Origin of the sequence: Chryseosolibacter histidinae (assembly GCF_018598225.1) — a bacterium.
Classification (GTDB): Bacteria; Bacteroidota; Bacteroidia; order Cytophagales; family Cyclobacteriaceae; genus Chryseosolibacter; species Chryseosolibacter histidini.
In genome coordinates this window covers 317,182-332,450 of the sequence record NZ_JAHESF010000003.1, presented here as the reverse complement: position 1 = coordinate 332,450, position 15,269 = coordinate 317,182, and the positions used below count along the sequence as shown (strand labels likewise).

Here is a 15,269-nt window from a genome sequence, read left to right as displayed (position 1 = left end):
TTGCTTTACAGAAACAATCCCTTCACACAGAGGGGTCAGCTTGCTGGATTAGGGGGTCAATCATGCTGGAATAGTAACAGAGCGATCCAAAAGCTGGATCGTGATGATATTCTTGCGATCGTAACCAAGGTCCTTCTTATTCATATACTGGAGCTGGTGATGGATAACCAGGCTGCCGATGACGAGCGTAATGGATACAGTATACTGTGCTACAATAAGTATACGCTGCAAGGGTAAGGCAGAGGTTCCTCCCGTTTTACCCTTGAGCACAATTATCGGCCGTAAAGACGACAGGAAGAGCGATGGATAACTTCCGGAGAACAAACCTACCGCTACGAGCAAAGCAAGAAGCGCAGGTAATAGCCAGGCGTTTTGAGTGAAGTTTAGTGTAATGGGCCGATCCATCCAATGACCGACGGTCGGTAGGAGAAGCGCTGCAAGAATAAGCCCAAGCGCCATGGCAAAGAAAGTAATAAGTACCGATTCGCCGAGAAATTGTGCAATGATCTGGCTGCGTTGCGCACCGACTACTTTGCGTATGCCAATTTCCCGTACACGCCGGGCGGACCTGGCTACCGCAAGACTCATATAATTCACACAGGCAAGTACCAGCACAATGACTGCCACCCAGGAAAACAAATGTATGTATTGCCGGTTGCCTTTTGTGCCCATGTCAAAGTTGATGCCAGCGTGCAGGTGCAGATCTTCGATGCGTTCCAGAAAGTATTGATCTTGAAAAGGATAATTAGCATACGCTTCGGGGTCACGGTATTTCTTGATGATGCCCGCAAACTTTTGTTCGAGCGCAGCAACGGTGGCGTTAGGCTTGAGAAGCAGAAATGTTTGCGCGTTATTGCCACGCCAGGTAGTGCGACCAAGGTCTTTGGCATAAGCATCGATAGAACGTATGTCTACGATATATGTATACTGAAAAGATGAATTAAACGGTGGATCATTTACTACTCCAGTTACGGTATATGTGTTATTGTTCTGATAAGTTATGAGCTTCCCAACAGCATTTTCATCGCCAAAGATCTTTTCTGCCAGCGATGCGGTAAGAACAATGCTCCTGGCATGGCCGAACACATTCTGTGACCCGCCCCTGATAAATTCAGGCTTGAATATCTTAAAGAACTGGTCATCGGCCGCAAGGCCGTATTGCCAGTAATGGTTGTTGTCATGGCCGAGCAGGGCGTGCTGATCTTTTAACGTCGTGGCGACCTCTACTTCGGGACATTCCTCTTCCAGTACACCGCCTAGCCGCGTCGGCGTAACTGCAAAGAACTCCGATCCAAGAAACGTATTGCCTGTTTGCTTTTGATAAACGCGGTAGATGCGTCCGGCGTGGGAATAGAATCTGTCATACGAGAGCTCGTGCTGCACGAATAACATTATAATAGTGAAGCAGCCTATGCCGACAGCAAGCCCTCCAATATTAACAGCGGCATAAAGCTTGTTATGAACCAGGTTCCGAAACCCGATTTTAAAGTAGTTTTTAATCATACAGCCCAGGTTATAAGCTGTCTACCGGCGTTGCCGATAAAGGTTACAGGACCCCTGTTAACGCATTTTCAACGACGTTGTTGCTTACTGTAATGTAGTGCCCCTCAAACTCACGTTAGATCTTCGAAAGAATACGCTCATCTTTAAGCTCAAGGATCAACTTTGCTGAGTGTCCATTTCGCACCTACAAAATCTCTCTCGGCCGCTTCTCCATAGCCAAGGCTGAAAACATCGTTAAGCGTTTTGTCGCGTAAGACCAACTGTTCCAGTGCCACGATTTTTATATCCTCCGGCATTTGATCGCCCGTAAGAAATTGCCAGTCACCATCATGGTCATGGACCACTCTCAGTATCGGTTTCTTTAATTCAAGCCATTGACGAGTTGTAAAGGTTGCGAGGTTCCTGAGCTCCCTGAACTTGAAGTCGGCATTTCTATCGAGCAGGGGTTGTTTGTAAATGAATTCTTCTTCAAAGTCTTTTTCCCAGGGATATCTATCGTTTCGGTCTGGCCACACTAATTGTAAAGCAGGAAACTCCGTGGTGCCATAAAAGTCAATTGCATATCCGAAATAGTCGCCAATGTTGGATGGATCGACTTTAACAAATCGCGCCATTCCCTTTTCAAAGATGCTATCGTAGTCCCTTTCAGTTTCAAGACTTTCTCCGGCCTTGATAATGTCTGCCGCGGCATTGATGATGCCATGAAGTGTCTGGATTGTAAAGCCGAATGAGATTATTTCCGGATGTTTGTATTTTTTCCAAAGTCCAATGCTATAGGCAAAGGAAGGGAGATAGTCAGTTGCCTCAATTGCAATGATCGAAAGGCCATATTTTTCAATGTGGGAATTTGTTTGTTCGTCGTTGCGGCAATTGTGATCTTTTGCTGTCATGATAGTATACTTCAGATTGTGTCTTTTCCTGTGAATAAGTTATTTCCTATTTAACACAGCCAATCCCCTGGTTAAGTATTTGTATTTTGATCGTATCAACTTCTTAAGTTCTTTCTTTTCACGTTCACTAAGGTGATCAATCTCATATTCGATCATAAGATCAGCGGGGTAAGCGTTCAATCCCGCGTCACCGGAGTATTCGAGTATTTGCGTTGAGTCTTTTAAATTGTCAACGATTAAAGGAAATAGGTTCTCAGTCTTACGAAATGAAAGCGCTCCAAATGCATAGGATCGAACGTACGGATGCGGGTCCAACATCAGTTCTCTTAGCTCACTTAACGTGACAGTATCCCGAAGGTACAAATAGGGATGAGGCCGCCGGCTCAAGGCCCAATCAGTAACACAAGTGTCTGGTCTGTGTCCTCTTGTGCTATCGGTAAGTACCCTGTAAAGGCGATATTTATACCTGGCCATGTCATCTCGATAATATGTTTCTGCTGGTTTCCAGTATGGGTAGTCGAGGTCGTTATATTCAATGCTGTCGATCTTAACAACAACCTTATTGTCGTAAAACTCCGACCTTCTTATCTGGTCAAGCCGTAACGAGAGTGTCTCGCTGTATTTCGTCTGTGACAAACATTGTCCGTAGTTGATGAGTAGTATTAATATCGTGAAGTATCTCATTTAGAAATAGGTTACTTGGAGCCTTCTATTATTCATCTATAACGACATAAAGCCATATCACTTATTCCGGTTTTTGCCCAATGCGCTGGCTGTTGTCACGGATTAATCCGGAGATTTTTTCAACAACCAGAAATAGCCCTTGACCATAATTTTTTTCCCGGAACTTCGGTGCTAGCTCCTCTCGAATGATTTCGGCTGCTATTTCGTCTTTGATGATATTTTCTAATCCCGTGCCGACTTCAATTCTTGCCATGCGATCTTTAAACGCTATCGTGATCAGTATGCCATCGTTATAGATAGGGCCGCCAAGTCGTAAGGAATCGGCCATGTCTATAGAGAATGCTTCAATTTTTTCACCGTAAAGGCTATCAATGGTGATGATGGCAATTTGCGATCCGATTTGTAAATCAAGTTTCTTGATAAGACTAAATATGCTGTCTTTTTCATTCCTTGTCAGGATGTTGGCATTGTCTATAATTCTGCTTTCTAAGGTAAGATCACGATCAACGGGTTGTTTTGTCTCACACGAAACGCAAGCCAATAAAAAGATCAATGACAATACTTTATGCATAAAATCCATTCAAAGGGTGATTTTATAACAGCGCCAATAATCAGCAGCAACGTTTATTTTTAGTCATCTATCTAATAAGGATTAAATCTGATGATGCCGGGATATTTTATCTAAATCCATTCTCGCGTTTATGTTAAAATTGTTCAAGAAATTCATCCATCACATCTTCCTCTAGCTCCATAATCGCTTTGCCTAGTTTGATTCGGCCCGAACATGTGGCAAGTGCGGCGCATGCCATTCGAAAGATTGTGTCATCAGTTTCTTTATTAATGTTTGCACTTATATAACCCCTTAATTCAGATAAGCCGTTGGTATAGTATTGCTTGTATTGATCTGGCAATGCTGGGTTGTTTCCTAAATGCCGCTGCTGTTCTATCAGCGCACAAAGGCCCAATATATTCCACTCAAATAATCCTTTCTTTTTCGCAATCCGAATAAGCTGCGGCACTGCCAGATAAGAGGCTAATCCGACATCGCCCTGATGATGCAATTCATCCCAGAGCTCTTCGAAAATTTCCTGTGTTTGTTCGATAGTGATTGAATTTTCAAGCCATTTCAACGGCACAGAGGCGTCATATTCAGTCCTATAACCTCCTTCGAGGTCTTTCCATATTGGATCATCTAAAGTCATATTCTTTTGCTATTAAACCTGGTTAGTTCAAAATCTGAATAATTGCTTGTTCAAGCATTAAACAAGTCTCAAGGATTTATATAGTCATTGTCAAAATTGGATTATGCGCCATGGAATCTGGTGATCTAAGAGTGGAATCTACATCCCGTCCCTAACAGTAACAATTCCCAGTGATTTTAACTTTGCCTCGAACTCATCAATTCGATCATTCGATGCTTCAATTCTATAACTTTCACTTTTCTCAGACGACAATATTGTCAGATGCCGCCCGCCAAACCTACCTTTAACCCTTATGAATTTAACTTCTTTTATGGTTGAAATTTTGAATCTTTCTTCACCTATTGGAAAAGGGAAAAGAGGGTGTTTAATGATCAACTCACCTTCCGTGAGGGTGAATATTTTGATTTTTCGGATTAATTGAATGATTCCAAAGATCACAAATCCCCATCCTATCACAAGGAGTGTCATGCTTACGGAAGGCTTGGAAATTAAAAATAAACCCAAACCAATTTCAAACACGCTATCAAGTATAAATGGGATGTTTCTGGTAAAGTCAACCCTTAATTCAAATTCTCCTGTCATGGTACCAAATTACTTAAATCGGCTTTATGTCCCAGTATGGGCTTGGCCGACAATTTTCTTGCTATGCAATAAATAGGTTTTTATATACTATTGTACTTTAAATATCCTTTAGGATTTCTGTAATTAGTTCTTCGGAGCTGTTTCTGTCAATTTCATGGTCATCGAGGAGACGTTTAACACATAGCAATTGCTTTGAAGTTAAATCATACTTGCTCTTCAGTTTCATAAGCGAGGTGTTCCTTTCCTTAACATCGGCCAACATCTGATATATTTCAGTAAGCTCCACTTCCCGCCTTTTCAAAGCTCCTAAGTCTCCAAGAGAAATAGTTTTGGCTTGCTTGTCGTTCTTGGAAACAATGAAGCCTGGCGCACCCGCAACAGGTGGCTCCTTGTATTCCTGGTCATTTGCATCCAGCAACCGGAAATCAAAATAATAGCACGTCAAAAACTCAGTCATTTCACCAATGCCGAACTTAATTTGCGCATGGGGAGGCGAGCTTCCGTTCAATCCGGCGACGTGCGCTTCAGCGATAGTTCTCAATTCCTCAGCGGTCATTTAAGTGATAATTAATCATAACGTTGTTCCTGTGGATTTACTTTTGCAGTACTCGCGTGTTTTATCCAGATTCATTTTATCCGCTGCCTCAGCAAGACCAAGCCAAAATGTATCGGAAAAAGCATACCCCGGTGTCTCATCGGCTAGTTCAATTAAACTGTCAAGAGCGAGCTCCCACTCACGGTGCTCTAAGAACTCAAGATAATTTTTAAATTGATGGTGAGCGGTATAGGAGGTTGGTATGTGCACCGCAAGATGCCGAAGTATCTGCGCTGGCGTTTTTGATCTTTTTTTAATGAAATTGAAGAGCTTCATTCGACACGTTTTGTCAAGTATATATCGTGGAACTCGCAATTAATTTATCGTAGCTGCCTCAATACATTCTACTACTTTTGCCGGATCACATGAATTTAAGCCCGCACCCCAGCATGAGTTGAATTCGACAATAAACCAGCCATCATTGGTATTATATCCTATATCCAGTACTAACGTTGCCGGTAGCGCTTCCGTATAGTTCGTTAGGAACTCAGCTGCAAATTGCTTTCCATCTTCCAGGTCTCCATTGCCTTCATAATACGCAATGTCACAAACTGTTCTGTGCAATACAAATGACCGAGCTTCTTTAGAAATGCTAATAATATCCGATACGATTACCTGGTCATTTGGCTTTACTCCTTTTATAGCCGTGACAAATTCTTCTTCGGTATGGTATACTTTAGAAGGGATCATTTTCGGCATTACCGATTTAATGAATTTCGGAAACACTATATGCCGGACCTGGTCAATCGACATCAAGGTTATCGCTCTCTTTGTCCATTTGTGCTCTAGCTGTGTAATTAATTCATCTTTTACGGTTACAAGCCTTTTTCCTAATACCTGGGCCAATACCTGACTGAATGTTTCATTTCCATAAATTGCTACGCTGCTGTTTCCGGTTTCCGGTTTAATCCAGAATTGTTCAACACGTTGTACCTGACCTCCCTGTTCTATCCAGGTCGAAGCGATCGCATCTCTTTCAGGGTCGGGCTTGGAAGGAATCAGGAGCAGCCCTTTAATTTTACTCATCTGGCTAATTGGAATTCACACTAATCGATTCTTTTCCTTTAATATGGTTTTAAGGATGCTCCATAGTGTTTCTGTTTCGTATTCATTGTAGCTCACTCTAAAATGAATTCGTGGATCGTCCTTATGATAGATTGCAAAATACCTATAGTATTCTTTAATGCATACATCACTCCATGAAAGGTGCTTTTTGATATTTGGCAATTCGATTCCATTGTGATCTATTTTGATCCCTTGTACAATTAATTCTTCACGGTTGTAATACCTTGTCGAGGTGCTTGTTCACAATATCCTGGTGATAGGATTGCCAGATGAAGTCAACTACTTCGGCGTAGATCTGATTGTAGTGGCTTTTTGCACCGAAGTAGCTTTTAAACACTATCCTTAACTCTTTGTTTTTCCTGTCCTTGAAAGTAATTGAAAATTTCCGGGCAATGGCAACCGAATTTGGAAATCAGTAGGATGTTCACAAAAATCCATTGTTCACGTTTATTGAACGAAGCAAAAAAATGAACAATAGAAATCTGGCTCAAGTTGATAATGAAAACGTAATGGGGTTTAGAGGATATCGGAGCAACCTATGTGTGGATATTCAAGGCTTGGTATAGCGTTCTACACTTTTTGCCTGTATCCGTATGTTTTCCCCATGCCGGCGACCGTGGGCCGGGATTGGTCTTGAAAGAGAATCGTTTCCAGGTTCTTCTACGTATCGCTTCATGAGGTTGGAAATGTGCCCTCAACTGCGACATTTACACCCTCACTTTTCCCGTTTATACCCTTAGTCTCATGGCTTATTCCTTCAACTGACCGGAATAGTCACCCTAGGAGAGCTATTGAGGTAGGATTACAAGCGGTATTTGGTAAAAATTAAAAAAAACAAGCAATCATTCCTTGATGCAATGACAAGGCATTATTTCCTTCTTTTGATGTAAGTCTTTTTACCATTGCTATTTATGTAGTATTGGCCACCTCTTGGCCCAGTACGAATGGTTTTTGAAGAGTTACCGCTATGCGTTTGTTTATGGGTGCTGTTATGTGCAGGTAATGATATTGGTTTTGCTTTGGAATCTAGCAAATCTATTTCGTTGAAGTACGGATAATAAACGTAATAGTCGGAATGATTATAGCTTACCTTATAATACCCATTGTCATAATGCTCAAACACCGAAAACTTTTCACCGGCCTGAATCACAAGACTGTCATTGAATGTTGCTTGGTTCATTTTCTTCAATAAATGCGTTTTCCGTGTAGCAGTAACTTCTATCTGCGAAAAGGCGGTTAATGAACTTGCTGTTAGGTATAGGGTGACGAGCAGTTTCATAAACAAGGTATTCGGTTTCATATGGATACGTTTTTGGTTTATGAACACAACATAACAGCCGCGTACATTAAAGCGAAAGTTCCTTTCCTAACGGACCTAATTTCTTGCCGAAATTTGACTTGCGCATATTGATGGGGAGACGAAGAACAAAAAGTAATAGCTAGACCATTGCGATATTGCGGTGGGATTCGTTAGAAACGAACCTGAGACCACTACTCAATACCCAGGAATTTAAGTACAACTTCGGCTATTTCAGTCTTCGTATCAGCTACAGGCCGAATATCAAATCTCGTTACGCCAGATTTCCTTAACCAGTCAGACCAAAATAGTCTTATTATTTCCGAGTCAGAGGGGTGCACAGTAGCAGTTCCTCCGCTGGTCAGTGATCGATCATAAATTTCCAAAATGAGCACTTCAGTATCCTTTAAAAGGTCATTATTTGCTTTCGCTATACCCCAGCCGCTGGTTTTGAAAAATTCGTCAATGCTAGAGGCGGCAGAATATTTGTGAGCATTCCGGAACTGCTTTATGCGTGACGTACTTAAATAATAACATTGACGAGGGTTAGTAGAAAGGCAGGCATCTTTTCCATACATGTCTGCTTCGATATAACCATCAGTAAGTATAATCAGGATGTTCCTGAAACTATTTTTATACATCTTTCCCAAGAACGTCTCCACCTTCGTTTCCGTCTTTATCATTGTATCATCAACGCCTGAGTTGAGAAAAGACCAGATGTCTGACCCGGATGTTCCATTCCTCGCTAACTTGTCAATCTTGCGGTATTCAGCCATAAATCGCGCGGTGTCTGTCTCAAATTTCTCTTTACTGCGACCTTTTAAATAGTCTATTCGTTTCTTCTGATTTTCAAATCGACTAAAGTCTATTATCAATTGCTCTTCGTTTATTTGAGCTGATTCTGTCCAATTCTTATTAATAAAGGCTATCGATAACTTGTCTTGTTGATTTTCTTGCCTTCGATGATTTAAAATTGCAGGAAATTTCTCCATAAGCGTGCTTATAATATCTCCATCCTTCAATGGCCTTGGATAGAGCTTATAATTCTGTCGATTTGAAAGGTCCGGGGCAATTATGATATTGAAATGTTCGATACCCGTTGTGTCTGGTGTCGATTGGGCTGAATGCTCGTTTGAAGCTTTTGTTATACAGCCGACCAAGGTCAGTATCCAGAAAAGGCGAAGGGGTTTAAGCATACACACTAGTTAGATGTGACAATTCTTTTGTCAATATTGTTTTGTTTCATTTTTTCGTCCAGCCAACTGTTTGCGGCATCTACAGCTTGGGCACATTTCTCTTCTGCAAGAGTTACTGCAAAATGTCCATAAAGCCAATCGGTCCATCCCTCCAGGAATATGTTGATCCTATCCTTCATTGAGTGAATGGAAACCGGCACATCGTCGTTCTCAACGTGGCTCTTGTAAATAACGGATGATGACTCTATGCCATGTACTTTTATTGCTTGTTCGGCCCTTTTATTTTCAACCAGCTTTGCTTTCTTAGTTGGTAACACTTCCAATTCTTTTTCACAAGCAGCAATTTCTGTTTTAAGAGAGATATTTTTGTTATTCATGGTGCTGATTTCAGTATTCAGCTCTAGGATTTTTTGAATGTTGGAACTGATTTCATCCCTCGTCAACTTAATTGCGACTCTTTTCTTCCTTGAGTTCTCATCGGGGCTTCTTTCATCAAGGATCTCAATAAGTCCAGTATATGCAACTTTGAATAAGATAAGACCCATTGCCCCTAAGATGAAAACCAAATAGAAATTTGGATCGTACAAGATCATATTGAGCGACCACGCATCGTCAGTTTTTCCTGTCAAATAGGCAATTTCATGTACAGATTTAGCAACCTTATATGCTAAAAAAGTATCCAATAAAAGAACACCCAGAAAGGCACTTATTATATAGGAGATGACTTTATTTCTGCTGATTCTTATCACCGCGAAGGATACGGGTAACACTACAAAGAGAAATACATACAAAGTCGCCATCGAACCCTTTTCTATCACTTTTGAAATTGCTTCCGGATCAAAAACCTCAGGAGGAGGAATTTGAATTCCGTTCATCCTTGCTTGTTTAGCGTCCGCCTCCCCGAAAAGAAGAATGTAGGCAGCCGACGAATAGAATAATACCAAATACATGAATAAGAAGAAATTTAAGAAGCTGATCGGCACGATTTCATGTAATTTCCATGCAGGTGAAATGTGATTCTGTTCTAACTGACTTATTTCTTGAAGTAGTCTTTCATTCTTATCTTCAATGGCAGGAATCTGAACGGTTTTTATTTTGTTGATTTCATTGTCTTGGACGGAAACGTCTGACTTAAGTCTCAATATCTTGTTTGATAGACCGGATTGCATATTGTCTTGCTCGAGATTAATGGTGCTTATTTCTAAGTCTGTAGTTTCATTAATGGCTTGAAGGCTACGGTTTTTTTGTTCTTCAATTTTAGTTAGCAATCGCTTTTTCTTGTCTTCAACAACGTTAATTTCATTTATAAAAACGGAGTAGACAGTATCATACGCCTTCCCTAATACTTGAGCGTCTCCGTTATTTGATTTGGCACGTTCGTAACCCTGTTTTCTTAATAAATTCCGGTCAAAATTACTTACCTCTGCTGCAATCATCGAATCTAACACTCGCGTGAACTCATTAACTATGTCCAATTCTTTTCGAATAACGTTAGTCGGTTCTTGTTTTTTATTATCATTCTCTGCAATAGTTGAGGGAACTGAAGGCGAACCTCCATTTAATACTTCTATTGATCGTTCCTTTATCTCAAAGAAGGTTTTAACCAGGCTATCTACAGTGGCTTTATGAGTAGTCGCAATAATGCTTTCATGGTTATTTTTTCTTGCGTTTACAGACCAATTGTATGATCCGTGTAAAGCTAAATGGCGATCGATAATGCAGAATTTTTGGTGCATTATACCGTACCCAACATTTCTAATTTTTAGAACGTCCGCTCCTTTATCAGTTAGTTCTTGAAAGAACAGCTTGTCATTTTCTTGATTGTCACCTAAAATTAAATCTACTTTTACTCCGTCGCTACATTTTCGGGAGAGTGCATTAAACAACAAGTCATCAGTGAACCAAGAGGTTGCGACTAGTATTTCTTGTTGGGCATTATTTATGCTTTGCAGAATGCGCTCAAATATTTGTTGGTTGTCCGAAATTAGTTCTTGGTGAAAAACTTCCGTTCCGTTTACAGCTGATTGATTCATTGTTGACTCAGTTTAAGTTGATACTCCTATCACTTTGATGAACTCCGTGAACTTATCCATTCCATTCCTTTTGGACGTTGTTATCACTTCGTTTAAGCCGCTATCAGATTCGAATTCATAGTCTGTATACCGACATATAGGTATTCTTGGATTATAGTTGAAACGCATATCTGGATCCCCGTTCTTGTTCAGGTATTTCCAAGTATGATCTACGATCGTGGCATCCGCAGGAACTATTTCTTGTTCTATGAATCTGACATCTGATTTTGTAATTTTTAGGTTTTTATAAGGTACTGTACCGAATTCATGTTCGCGTTTGAGTATTATCCGTTCTGGAAAAAAATATATTTCGGTGTTTCTGAGGATTATCGCGGGTATTGAGATATTCGTTTTGAAATGTGGTAAAGGGTTTTTGCTTAGATAAACACCGAGCACTGGTGCCCTGGAAACAAGTTGCAATGCGCCCGCATGATATTTAGTGTCATGAACATTTCTTTTGTGAAGCTTTTGCCAAACCTTGTCAGAGTCAGCGAACTCTCGAAAGAATTCCAAGAATTTTTTGTGTAAGGCTTCAATTTCACGATCAACCGAATAGTAGATCTCAAGCGTCTTCCTTCTTAGATCATTTTTATAAAGAGCCACGCACCACATAGTTAATCCTATGAAAAGGATGATATTATCGATCAAAAACTCTTTGCGTATAGTACTTGATATATATCCTCTTTTTTTGAGTTGCTTCCTTAGCTTGCCTAAATTGCCTCTGACATAGCCGAAGTTTACTTTGCTATCAGTCAAGTAGACTTTCTGCCATCCCAATGTATCCTTGCCTGCAACTTCAAGTATATGACCTTGCCGCGCTTTGTAGAGAATGGCACCCTGCTTTGATGGAAGATCTCTAATAAGGACACTTTTCTTTGTTATTTGAAATACCTCCTTGTATTGGTCATCAACTTTTGCTTGCTCCCTAGAGTTGATAAAGGAATAAGCTATGAGTATGATTGATGGCCAAAGACCGAGTATCTTAAATAAAGGCCTCTTTTTCGCCTTTGATTCAAGTTCATTGATGAATGCTTGAGAGTCGACGTCTGTTACGTTGTCAAGGTCTGCTGTGGTTATGGTGTGAGGCTGTAAATCGGATTCAACCAGGTCATCTGGCGGACGAATGTTTTGAACTCTGTTGTAAGTGCCTTTGTTTGAAATTTTTTGCCGGTAATAGATTCCATTGGAACCGAGGCTTACAAACGTACCTCTTCTGCCGGCGCTTATTCGCAGTCCTTTAATACCAAAAGATGCGCTAATGCCCGATTTTGAAAAATTTAACCTGAATGGTCCGAGCTTCGCATATTTTCTAAATGACCACCCCATAAATCTCAATTAGCCAAAAAGGCAACTTGCCTTGAACTCACCTGCACTTTATTTACGGTCCGTGTGCTCCATATTTGGTTTACCTGGATGGCCGTAATGCGCACATGTACATCAATGGCCTGAAGAATATTGTCATTTAACAATCCGAGATAGATTTTACCGGTCAATGGATTTTTCATTTGCGCGGCGTCGTTAACAACATCGCCCTGTTTGTATTGCATAAACTGGTTTCCGGCTTTAAAGGCAAGCACGTTGTTCCAATCTGAAATAAACCAGTACTTGACGTTGTCCGCCCCGCCCTGCAGGCTCACAAACGTATTGATGCCGTGTAGTGCCAGGGCCGCCATAGCTCCATAACCTGAGATAGTGGCCAATTGGGCTGCCGCCGTATTGACGAACTTATTTTTTGCTCGCTCATACTCTGCCTTCCCGGCATTTCCAACGCCTATGTAGTAGCTCCAACTTGTAGTTCCGGGAGGTAATTCATATTCAACAACATTATTGTTCCGATTTCCATTAAGCGCGTTTTGCGACGATACTTTAGCAAGCTGCTCCATAGTTGTTGCGATGGTGTCACTTTTCGCTAAGTATCTTTCCTCAAAGGGGATGTAGGTGGTGTCGTGGATGGTCTTCCAGTAAACACTTGTGTTAAAGTTTTTCGTGCTATCGTGGGTGGGAATTCTCTGAAGTCTGAATCTGCAAATCCGGCCTACTAGCGCTGAGTTTGCAAAACGGAATTTGTATATGCCCGTCCGATTGATATGGAGTATTTTGTTGCTTATTCTTTTGGCTTTGTAATCCATGAATTTCGAAGTACCTGGTAGTTCTATAATCTCCAGTTCCTTCAGTTCTTTCCCTTTCACTTCTTCAAAGTTGAAGATGAGCTCGTCTCCTGCGGCAAAACCATAGTAGAACACTTCTTCACTGAGTGCCCCCACTTTTATTGTCGATTCCGCTACATCTAATGGCGTCTGGCCGACAGCGAGCAGCTGTAGCATGGAAAAAACAGATGTTAAAGTAATCTTGCTCATGGCACTGGTTGAAGTGATTATTGATTCTTTAAAGCGTTCAGAGATCGTTGCAAATCGTCGCGCAAAGCCATCGCCTGCTGCGCTGTTGCCTGCAGTTCGATGATTTCGTTTTCCAGCATAGAGATTCTGATGTTCTGACTTCGGATTTGAGCTTCCCTCTCGGATGGAGTTCGAAGAAATTGAGGTTGTTTGATCATTTCGAGTTTGTCTTTCGCAGCTTCAAGGTCGGCACGAATGACCATGGCCCTGTTCTTCATGCCGTCTAACTGGGCCGTGATTACACTAATGGAATCTTGAAGCAGCAACTTTCGTTCGAAAAGCCTTTGCGTGGTAAGCTGCACGGCTTTGATCAACGAGTCCTGTTTTGCTTTTTCACGTGCGGCTTGTAGGGCTTTCTCTTTTTCGCTAGGTCCGCAAGCGAAGAGTATTATAGTTGATAGGAGTAGAGCTACTTTTTTCATATCAGGTTACAGATTTTGATCAATCCAATCAAAGTCAACGAGGTGCCCCAGGTCATCGGTTAAACTGTTACCCGGATTCGACCTTAAAAATTTTCCATTGGCGCCATTAACGACCTGCACACTTTCGCCAACATCCCAGCCAGCCCGGGAGTAGTTCCATATGAGGGTAACAGCCGAATTTTCACTTGTTTCCAAAAGACTGATTGCATTTTCTTTTGAAATTTTGGAAGCTTTTAATGTGACGTTTTCATTTTCTGCATGAAGGGCATAGTGGGTGATCACATTATTTTCATCCTTCCATACACCCGATATCTTGTGCTTCGCCATAATACCCGATGTTTGTAACGTGGCTTCATTGAAATGCAGACGGTTATGTTCATATGTGTTATTTGCACCGACATCCTGTACCAACAACCCACTTGCAGCAGGCGCCTCCGCATTGATCTTTATTTTTCCCGGAGCAACCGCAGTTTGACGTTGTGGGGCAGTTCGTACCTCCACTACCTCCTGCTGATAATTCCTCGCACGCTATTTTGTCGTTATCATTATCGAGGGCATCCATACACTCCGGATCTGCGTTGTACGCTGCTTGCGCTGCGGCCTGAGTGCTGTAGTTGGCGCACTTCGCATCGGGGCAGGCGCCGGCATCGCTATCTTTGCCGCACTCCTGGAAAGCCGTGGCGATCAGGAATAGACAGAAGAATGTTTTTATTGTGGAGTATCTCATATACGCAGACAATTAAGTGACGTCGGGATTGTTCTTATAATCTATTTTCCGGATGGAGGTGGAATGTTTCCGGGATGCTGGTATGGATTTCCTCTTATGTATCCTTTATTCATGTTGCCAGCATCTTCCGCTTACGCTGGTGGTTATACGTTTGCAGCGGGATCCGGATTTGGTGTATGCTGCACATTGCCTAGAGCCTGTTGTCTTTTGCTGTGTTTGACGGACAGTATTTTGTGAAGGTGCTTGGGTTGGTGCCCTTTCAACGCCTGCGGAACTGGCTGGCTCTTCGTGTTCTTTCGTCGCTCCGGGACGGCATACGCTGCATGCCGTGTAACCACGTTTGGTGGCCTCATTCAAGCTTATCTCAAAACTGCTTAGACGCAGATACCGGCATGAACACCGGTGATATTTTTCGCCCGTGCGGGTAATGCATACAGTATCCTGGCGAACGGTTTGGCTGTATCCGCATGCCTGTAGCATGACGAGAAGGAGTGCGATAAGCCAGAGGCGATGGCCGTGGTTGAAAAGTAATTTCATGGAGGAGAATTTTTCTCCAAGTGAAATCTTTTAGAGAGGCTATTGAAAGTTTATTTTCCCGGTAGTCGTTTTTTCTTTCCGAACAATATATGATCCTTTCC

At 41.7% G+C, this 15,269-nt stretch carries 17 protein-coding genes; all 17 read right to left on the bottom strand.

The genetic code is table 11. The features are described from left to right. Positions 1–60: 60 nt before the first annotated feature. A complete protein-coding gene (locus tag KK083_RS04865; RefSeq protein ID WP_254161257.1) occupies positions 61–1,503 on the bottom strand; it encodes an ABC transporter permease in 1,443 nt (480 codons plus the stop codon). 149 nt (positions 1,504–1,652) lie between these two features. Then, entirely contained in the window at positions 1,653–2,393 is a 741-nt protein-coding gene (locus KK083_RS04860) for a DUF4262 domain-containing protein (RefSeq protein WP_254161256.1), read from the bottom strand. A gap of 745 nt (positions 2,394–3,138) precedes the next feature. After that, positions 3,139–3,657 (bottom strand): TPM domain-containing protein, encoded by a 519-nt coding sequence (locus tag KK083_RS04855; RefSeq protein ID WP_254161255.1) that lies wholly within the window; start codon positions 3,655–3,657, stop codon positions 3,139–3,141. 124 nt (positions 3,658–3,781) lie between these two features. Continuing rightward, positions 3,782–4,279: a hypothetical protein gene (locus tag KK083_RS04850; RefSeq protein ID WP_254161254.1), complete on the bottom strand. Its 498-nt coding sequence runs from the start codon at positions 4,277–4,279 to the stop codon at positions 3,782–3,784. A 138-nt stretch (positions 4,280–4,417) separates the two neighbouring features. Next, positions 4,418–4,861: a hypothetical protein gene (locus tag KK083_RS04845; RefSeq protein WP_254161252.1), complete on the bottom strand. Its 444-nt coding sequence runs from the start codon at positions 4,859–4,861 to the stop codon at positions 4,418–4,420. Between the two features lie 97 nt (positions 4,862–4,958). Next, positions 4,959–5,417 (bottom strand): hypothetical protein, encoded by a 459-nt coding sequence (locus tag KK083_RS04840; protein ID WP_254161250.1) that lies wholly within the window; start codon positions 5,415–5,417, stop codon positions 4,959–4,961. A 15-nt stretch (positions 5,418–5,432) separates the two neighbouring features. Beyond that, positions 5,433–5,732: a hypothetical protein gene (locus KK083_RS04835; protein ID WP_254161248.1), complete on the bottom strand. Its 300-nt coding sequence runs from the start codon at positions 5,730–5,732 to the stop codon at positions 5,433–5,435. Between the two features lie 39 nt (positions 5,733–5,771). After that, the gene (locus KK083_RS04830) at positions 5,772–6,482 is read right to left on the bottom strand and encodes an ATP-grasp domain-containing protein (RefSeq protein ID WP_254161246.1); all 711 of its coding nucleotides are present in this window, start codon (positions 6,480–6,482) and stop codon (positions 5,772–5,774) included. 247 nt (positions 6,483–6,729) lie between these two features. After that, entirely contained in the window at positions 6,730–6,858 is a 129-nt protein-coding gene (locus KK083_RS32455) for a hypothetical protein (protein WP_262899449.1), read from the bottom strand. A gap of 531 nt (positions 6,859–7,389) precedes the next feature. Next, positions 7,390–7,821, bottom strand: coding sequence for a hypothetical protein (locus tag KK083_RS04825; protein WP_254161244.1), 432 nt, complete (start codon positions 7,819–7,821; stop codon positions 7,390–7,392). Between the two features lie 191 nt (positions 7,822–8,012). Beyond that, on the bottom strand, positions 8,013–9,014 hold the full coding sequence (locus tag KK083_RS04820) for a hypothetical protein (RefSeq protein WP_254161242.1): 1,002 nt from the start codon (positions 9,012–9,014) through the stop codon (positions 8,013–8,015). 5 nt (positions 9,015–9,019) lie between these two features. Further along, a complete protein-coding gene (locus KK083_RS04815) occupies positions 9,020–11,047 on the bottom strand; it encodes a phospholipase D-like domain-containing protein (protein WP_254161240.1) in 2,028 nt (675 codons plus the stop codon). A 12-nt stretch (positions 11,048–11,059) separates the two neighbouring features. Next, positions 11,060–12,412 carry a DUF4236 domain-containing protein gene (locus KK083_RS04810; RefSeq protein WP_254161238.1) on the bottom strand — a complete coding sequence of 451 codons (1,353 nt, stop codon included), beginning with the start codon at positions 12,410–12,412 and terminating at the stop codon, positions 11,060–11,062. A 5-nt stretch (positions 12,413–12,417) separates the two neighbouring features. Next, the gene (locus KK083_RS04805; RefSeq protein WP_254161236.1) at positions 12,418–13,443 is read right to left on the bottom strand and encodes a hypothetical protein; all 1,026 of its coding nucleotides are present in this window, start codon (positions 13,441–13,443) and stop codon (positions 12,418–12,420) included. Positions 13,444–13,460: 17 nt separating this feature from the next. Beyond that, positions 13,461–13,904: a hypothetical protein gene (locus tag KK083_RS04800; protein ID WP_254161234.1), complete on the bottom strand. Its 444-nt coding sequence runs from the start codon at positions 13,902–13,904 to the stop codon at positions 13,461–13,463. A 6-nt stretch (positions 13,905–13,910) separates the two neighbouring features. After that, on the bottom strand, positions 13,911–14,231 hold the full coding sequence (locus KK083_RS04795) for a DUF3892 domain-containing protein (protein ID WP_254161232.1): 321 nt from the start codon (positions 14,229–14,231) through the stop codon (positions 13,911–13,913). A 58-nt stretch (positions 14,232–14,289) separates the two neighbouring features. Then, positions 14,290–14,631, bottom strand: coding sequence for a hypothetical protein (locus tag KK083_RS04790; RefSeq protein WP_254161230.1), 342 nt, complete (start codon positions 14,629–14,631; stop codon positions 14,290–14,292). Positions 14,632–15,269 lie beyond the last annotated feature (638 nt).

Coding starts and splice junctions, on each gene's coding strand:
- KK083_RS04810 (WP_254161238.1), bottom strand. CDS start 12,412: ATGGGGTGGTCATTTAGAAAATATGCGAAGCTCGGACCATTCAGGTTA.
- KK083_RS04835 (WP_254161248.1), bottom strand. CDS start 5,732: ATGAAGCTCTTCAATTTCATTAAAAAAAGATCAAAAACGCCAGCGCAG.
- KK083_RS04830 (WP_254161246.1), bottom strand. CDS start 6,482: ATGAGTAAAATTAAAGGGCTGCTCCTGATTCCTTCCAAGCCCGACCCT.
- KK083_RS04845 (WP_254161252.1), bottom strand. CDS start 4,861: ATGACAGGAGAATTTGAATTAAGGGTTGACTTTACCAGAAACATCCCA.
- KK083_RS04855 (WP_254161255.1), bottom strand. CDS start 3,657: ATGGATTTTATGCATAAAGTATTGTCATTGATCTTTTTATTGGCTTGC.
- KK083_RS04865 (WP_254161257.1), bottom strand. CDS start 1,503: ATGATTAAAAACTACTTTAAAATCGGGTTTCGGAACCTGGTTCATAAC.
- KK083_RS04840 (WP_254161250.1), bottom strand. CDS start 5,417: ATGACCGCTGAGGAATTGAGAACTATCGCTGAAGCGCACGTCGCCGGA.
- KK083_RS04820 (WP_254161242.1), bottom strand. CDS start 9,014: ATGCTTAAACCCCTTCGCCTTTTCTGGATACTGACCTTGGTCGGCTGT.
- KK083_RS04805 (WP_254161236.1), bottom strand. CDS start 13,443: ATGAGCAAGATTACTTTAACATCTGTTTTTTCCATGCTACAGCTGCTC.
- KK083_RS04825 (WP_254161244.1), bottom strand. CDS start 7,821: ATGAAACCGAATACCTTGTTTATGAAACTGCTCGTCACCCTATACCTA.
- KK083_RS04815 (WP_254161240.1), bottom strand. CDS start 11,047: ATGAATCAATCAGCTGTAAACGGAACGGAAGTTTTTCACCAAGAACTA.
- KK083_RS04850 (WP_254161254.1), bottom strand. CDS start 4,279: ATGACTTTAGATGATCCAATATGGAAAGACCTCGAAGGAGGTTATAGG.
- KK083_RS04800 (WP_254161234.1), bottom strand. CDS start 13,904: ATGAAAAAAGTAGCTCTACTCCTATCAACTATAATACTCTTCGCTTGC.
- KK083_RS04795 (WP_254161232.1), bottom strand. CDS start 14,231: ATGGCGAAGCACAAGATATCGGGTGTATGGAAGGATGAAAATAATGTG.
- KK083_RS04790 (WP_254161230.1), bottom strand. CDS start 14,631: ATGAGATACTCCACAATAAAAACATTCTTCTGTCTATTCCTGATCGCC.
- KK083_RS04860 (WP_254161256.1), bottom strand. CDS start 2,393: ATGACAGCAAAAGATCACAATTGCCGCAACGACGAACAAACAAATTCC.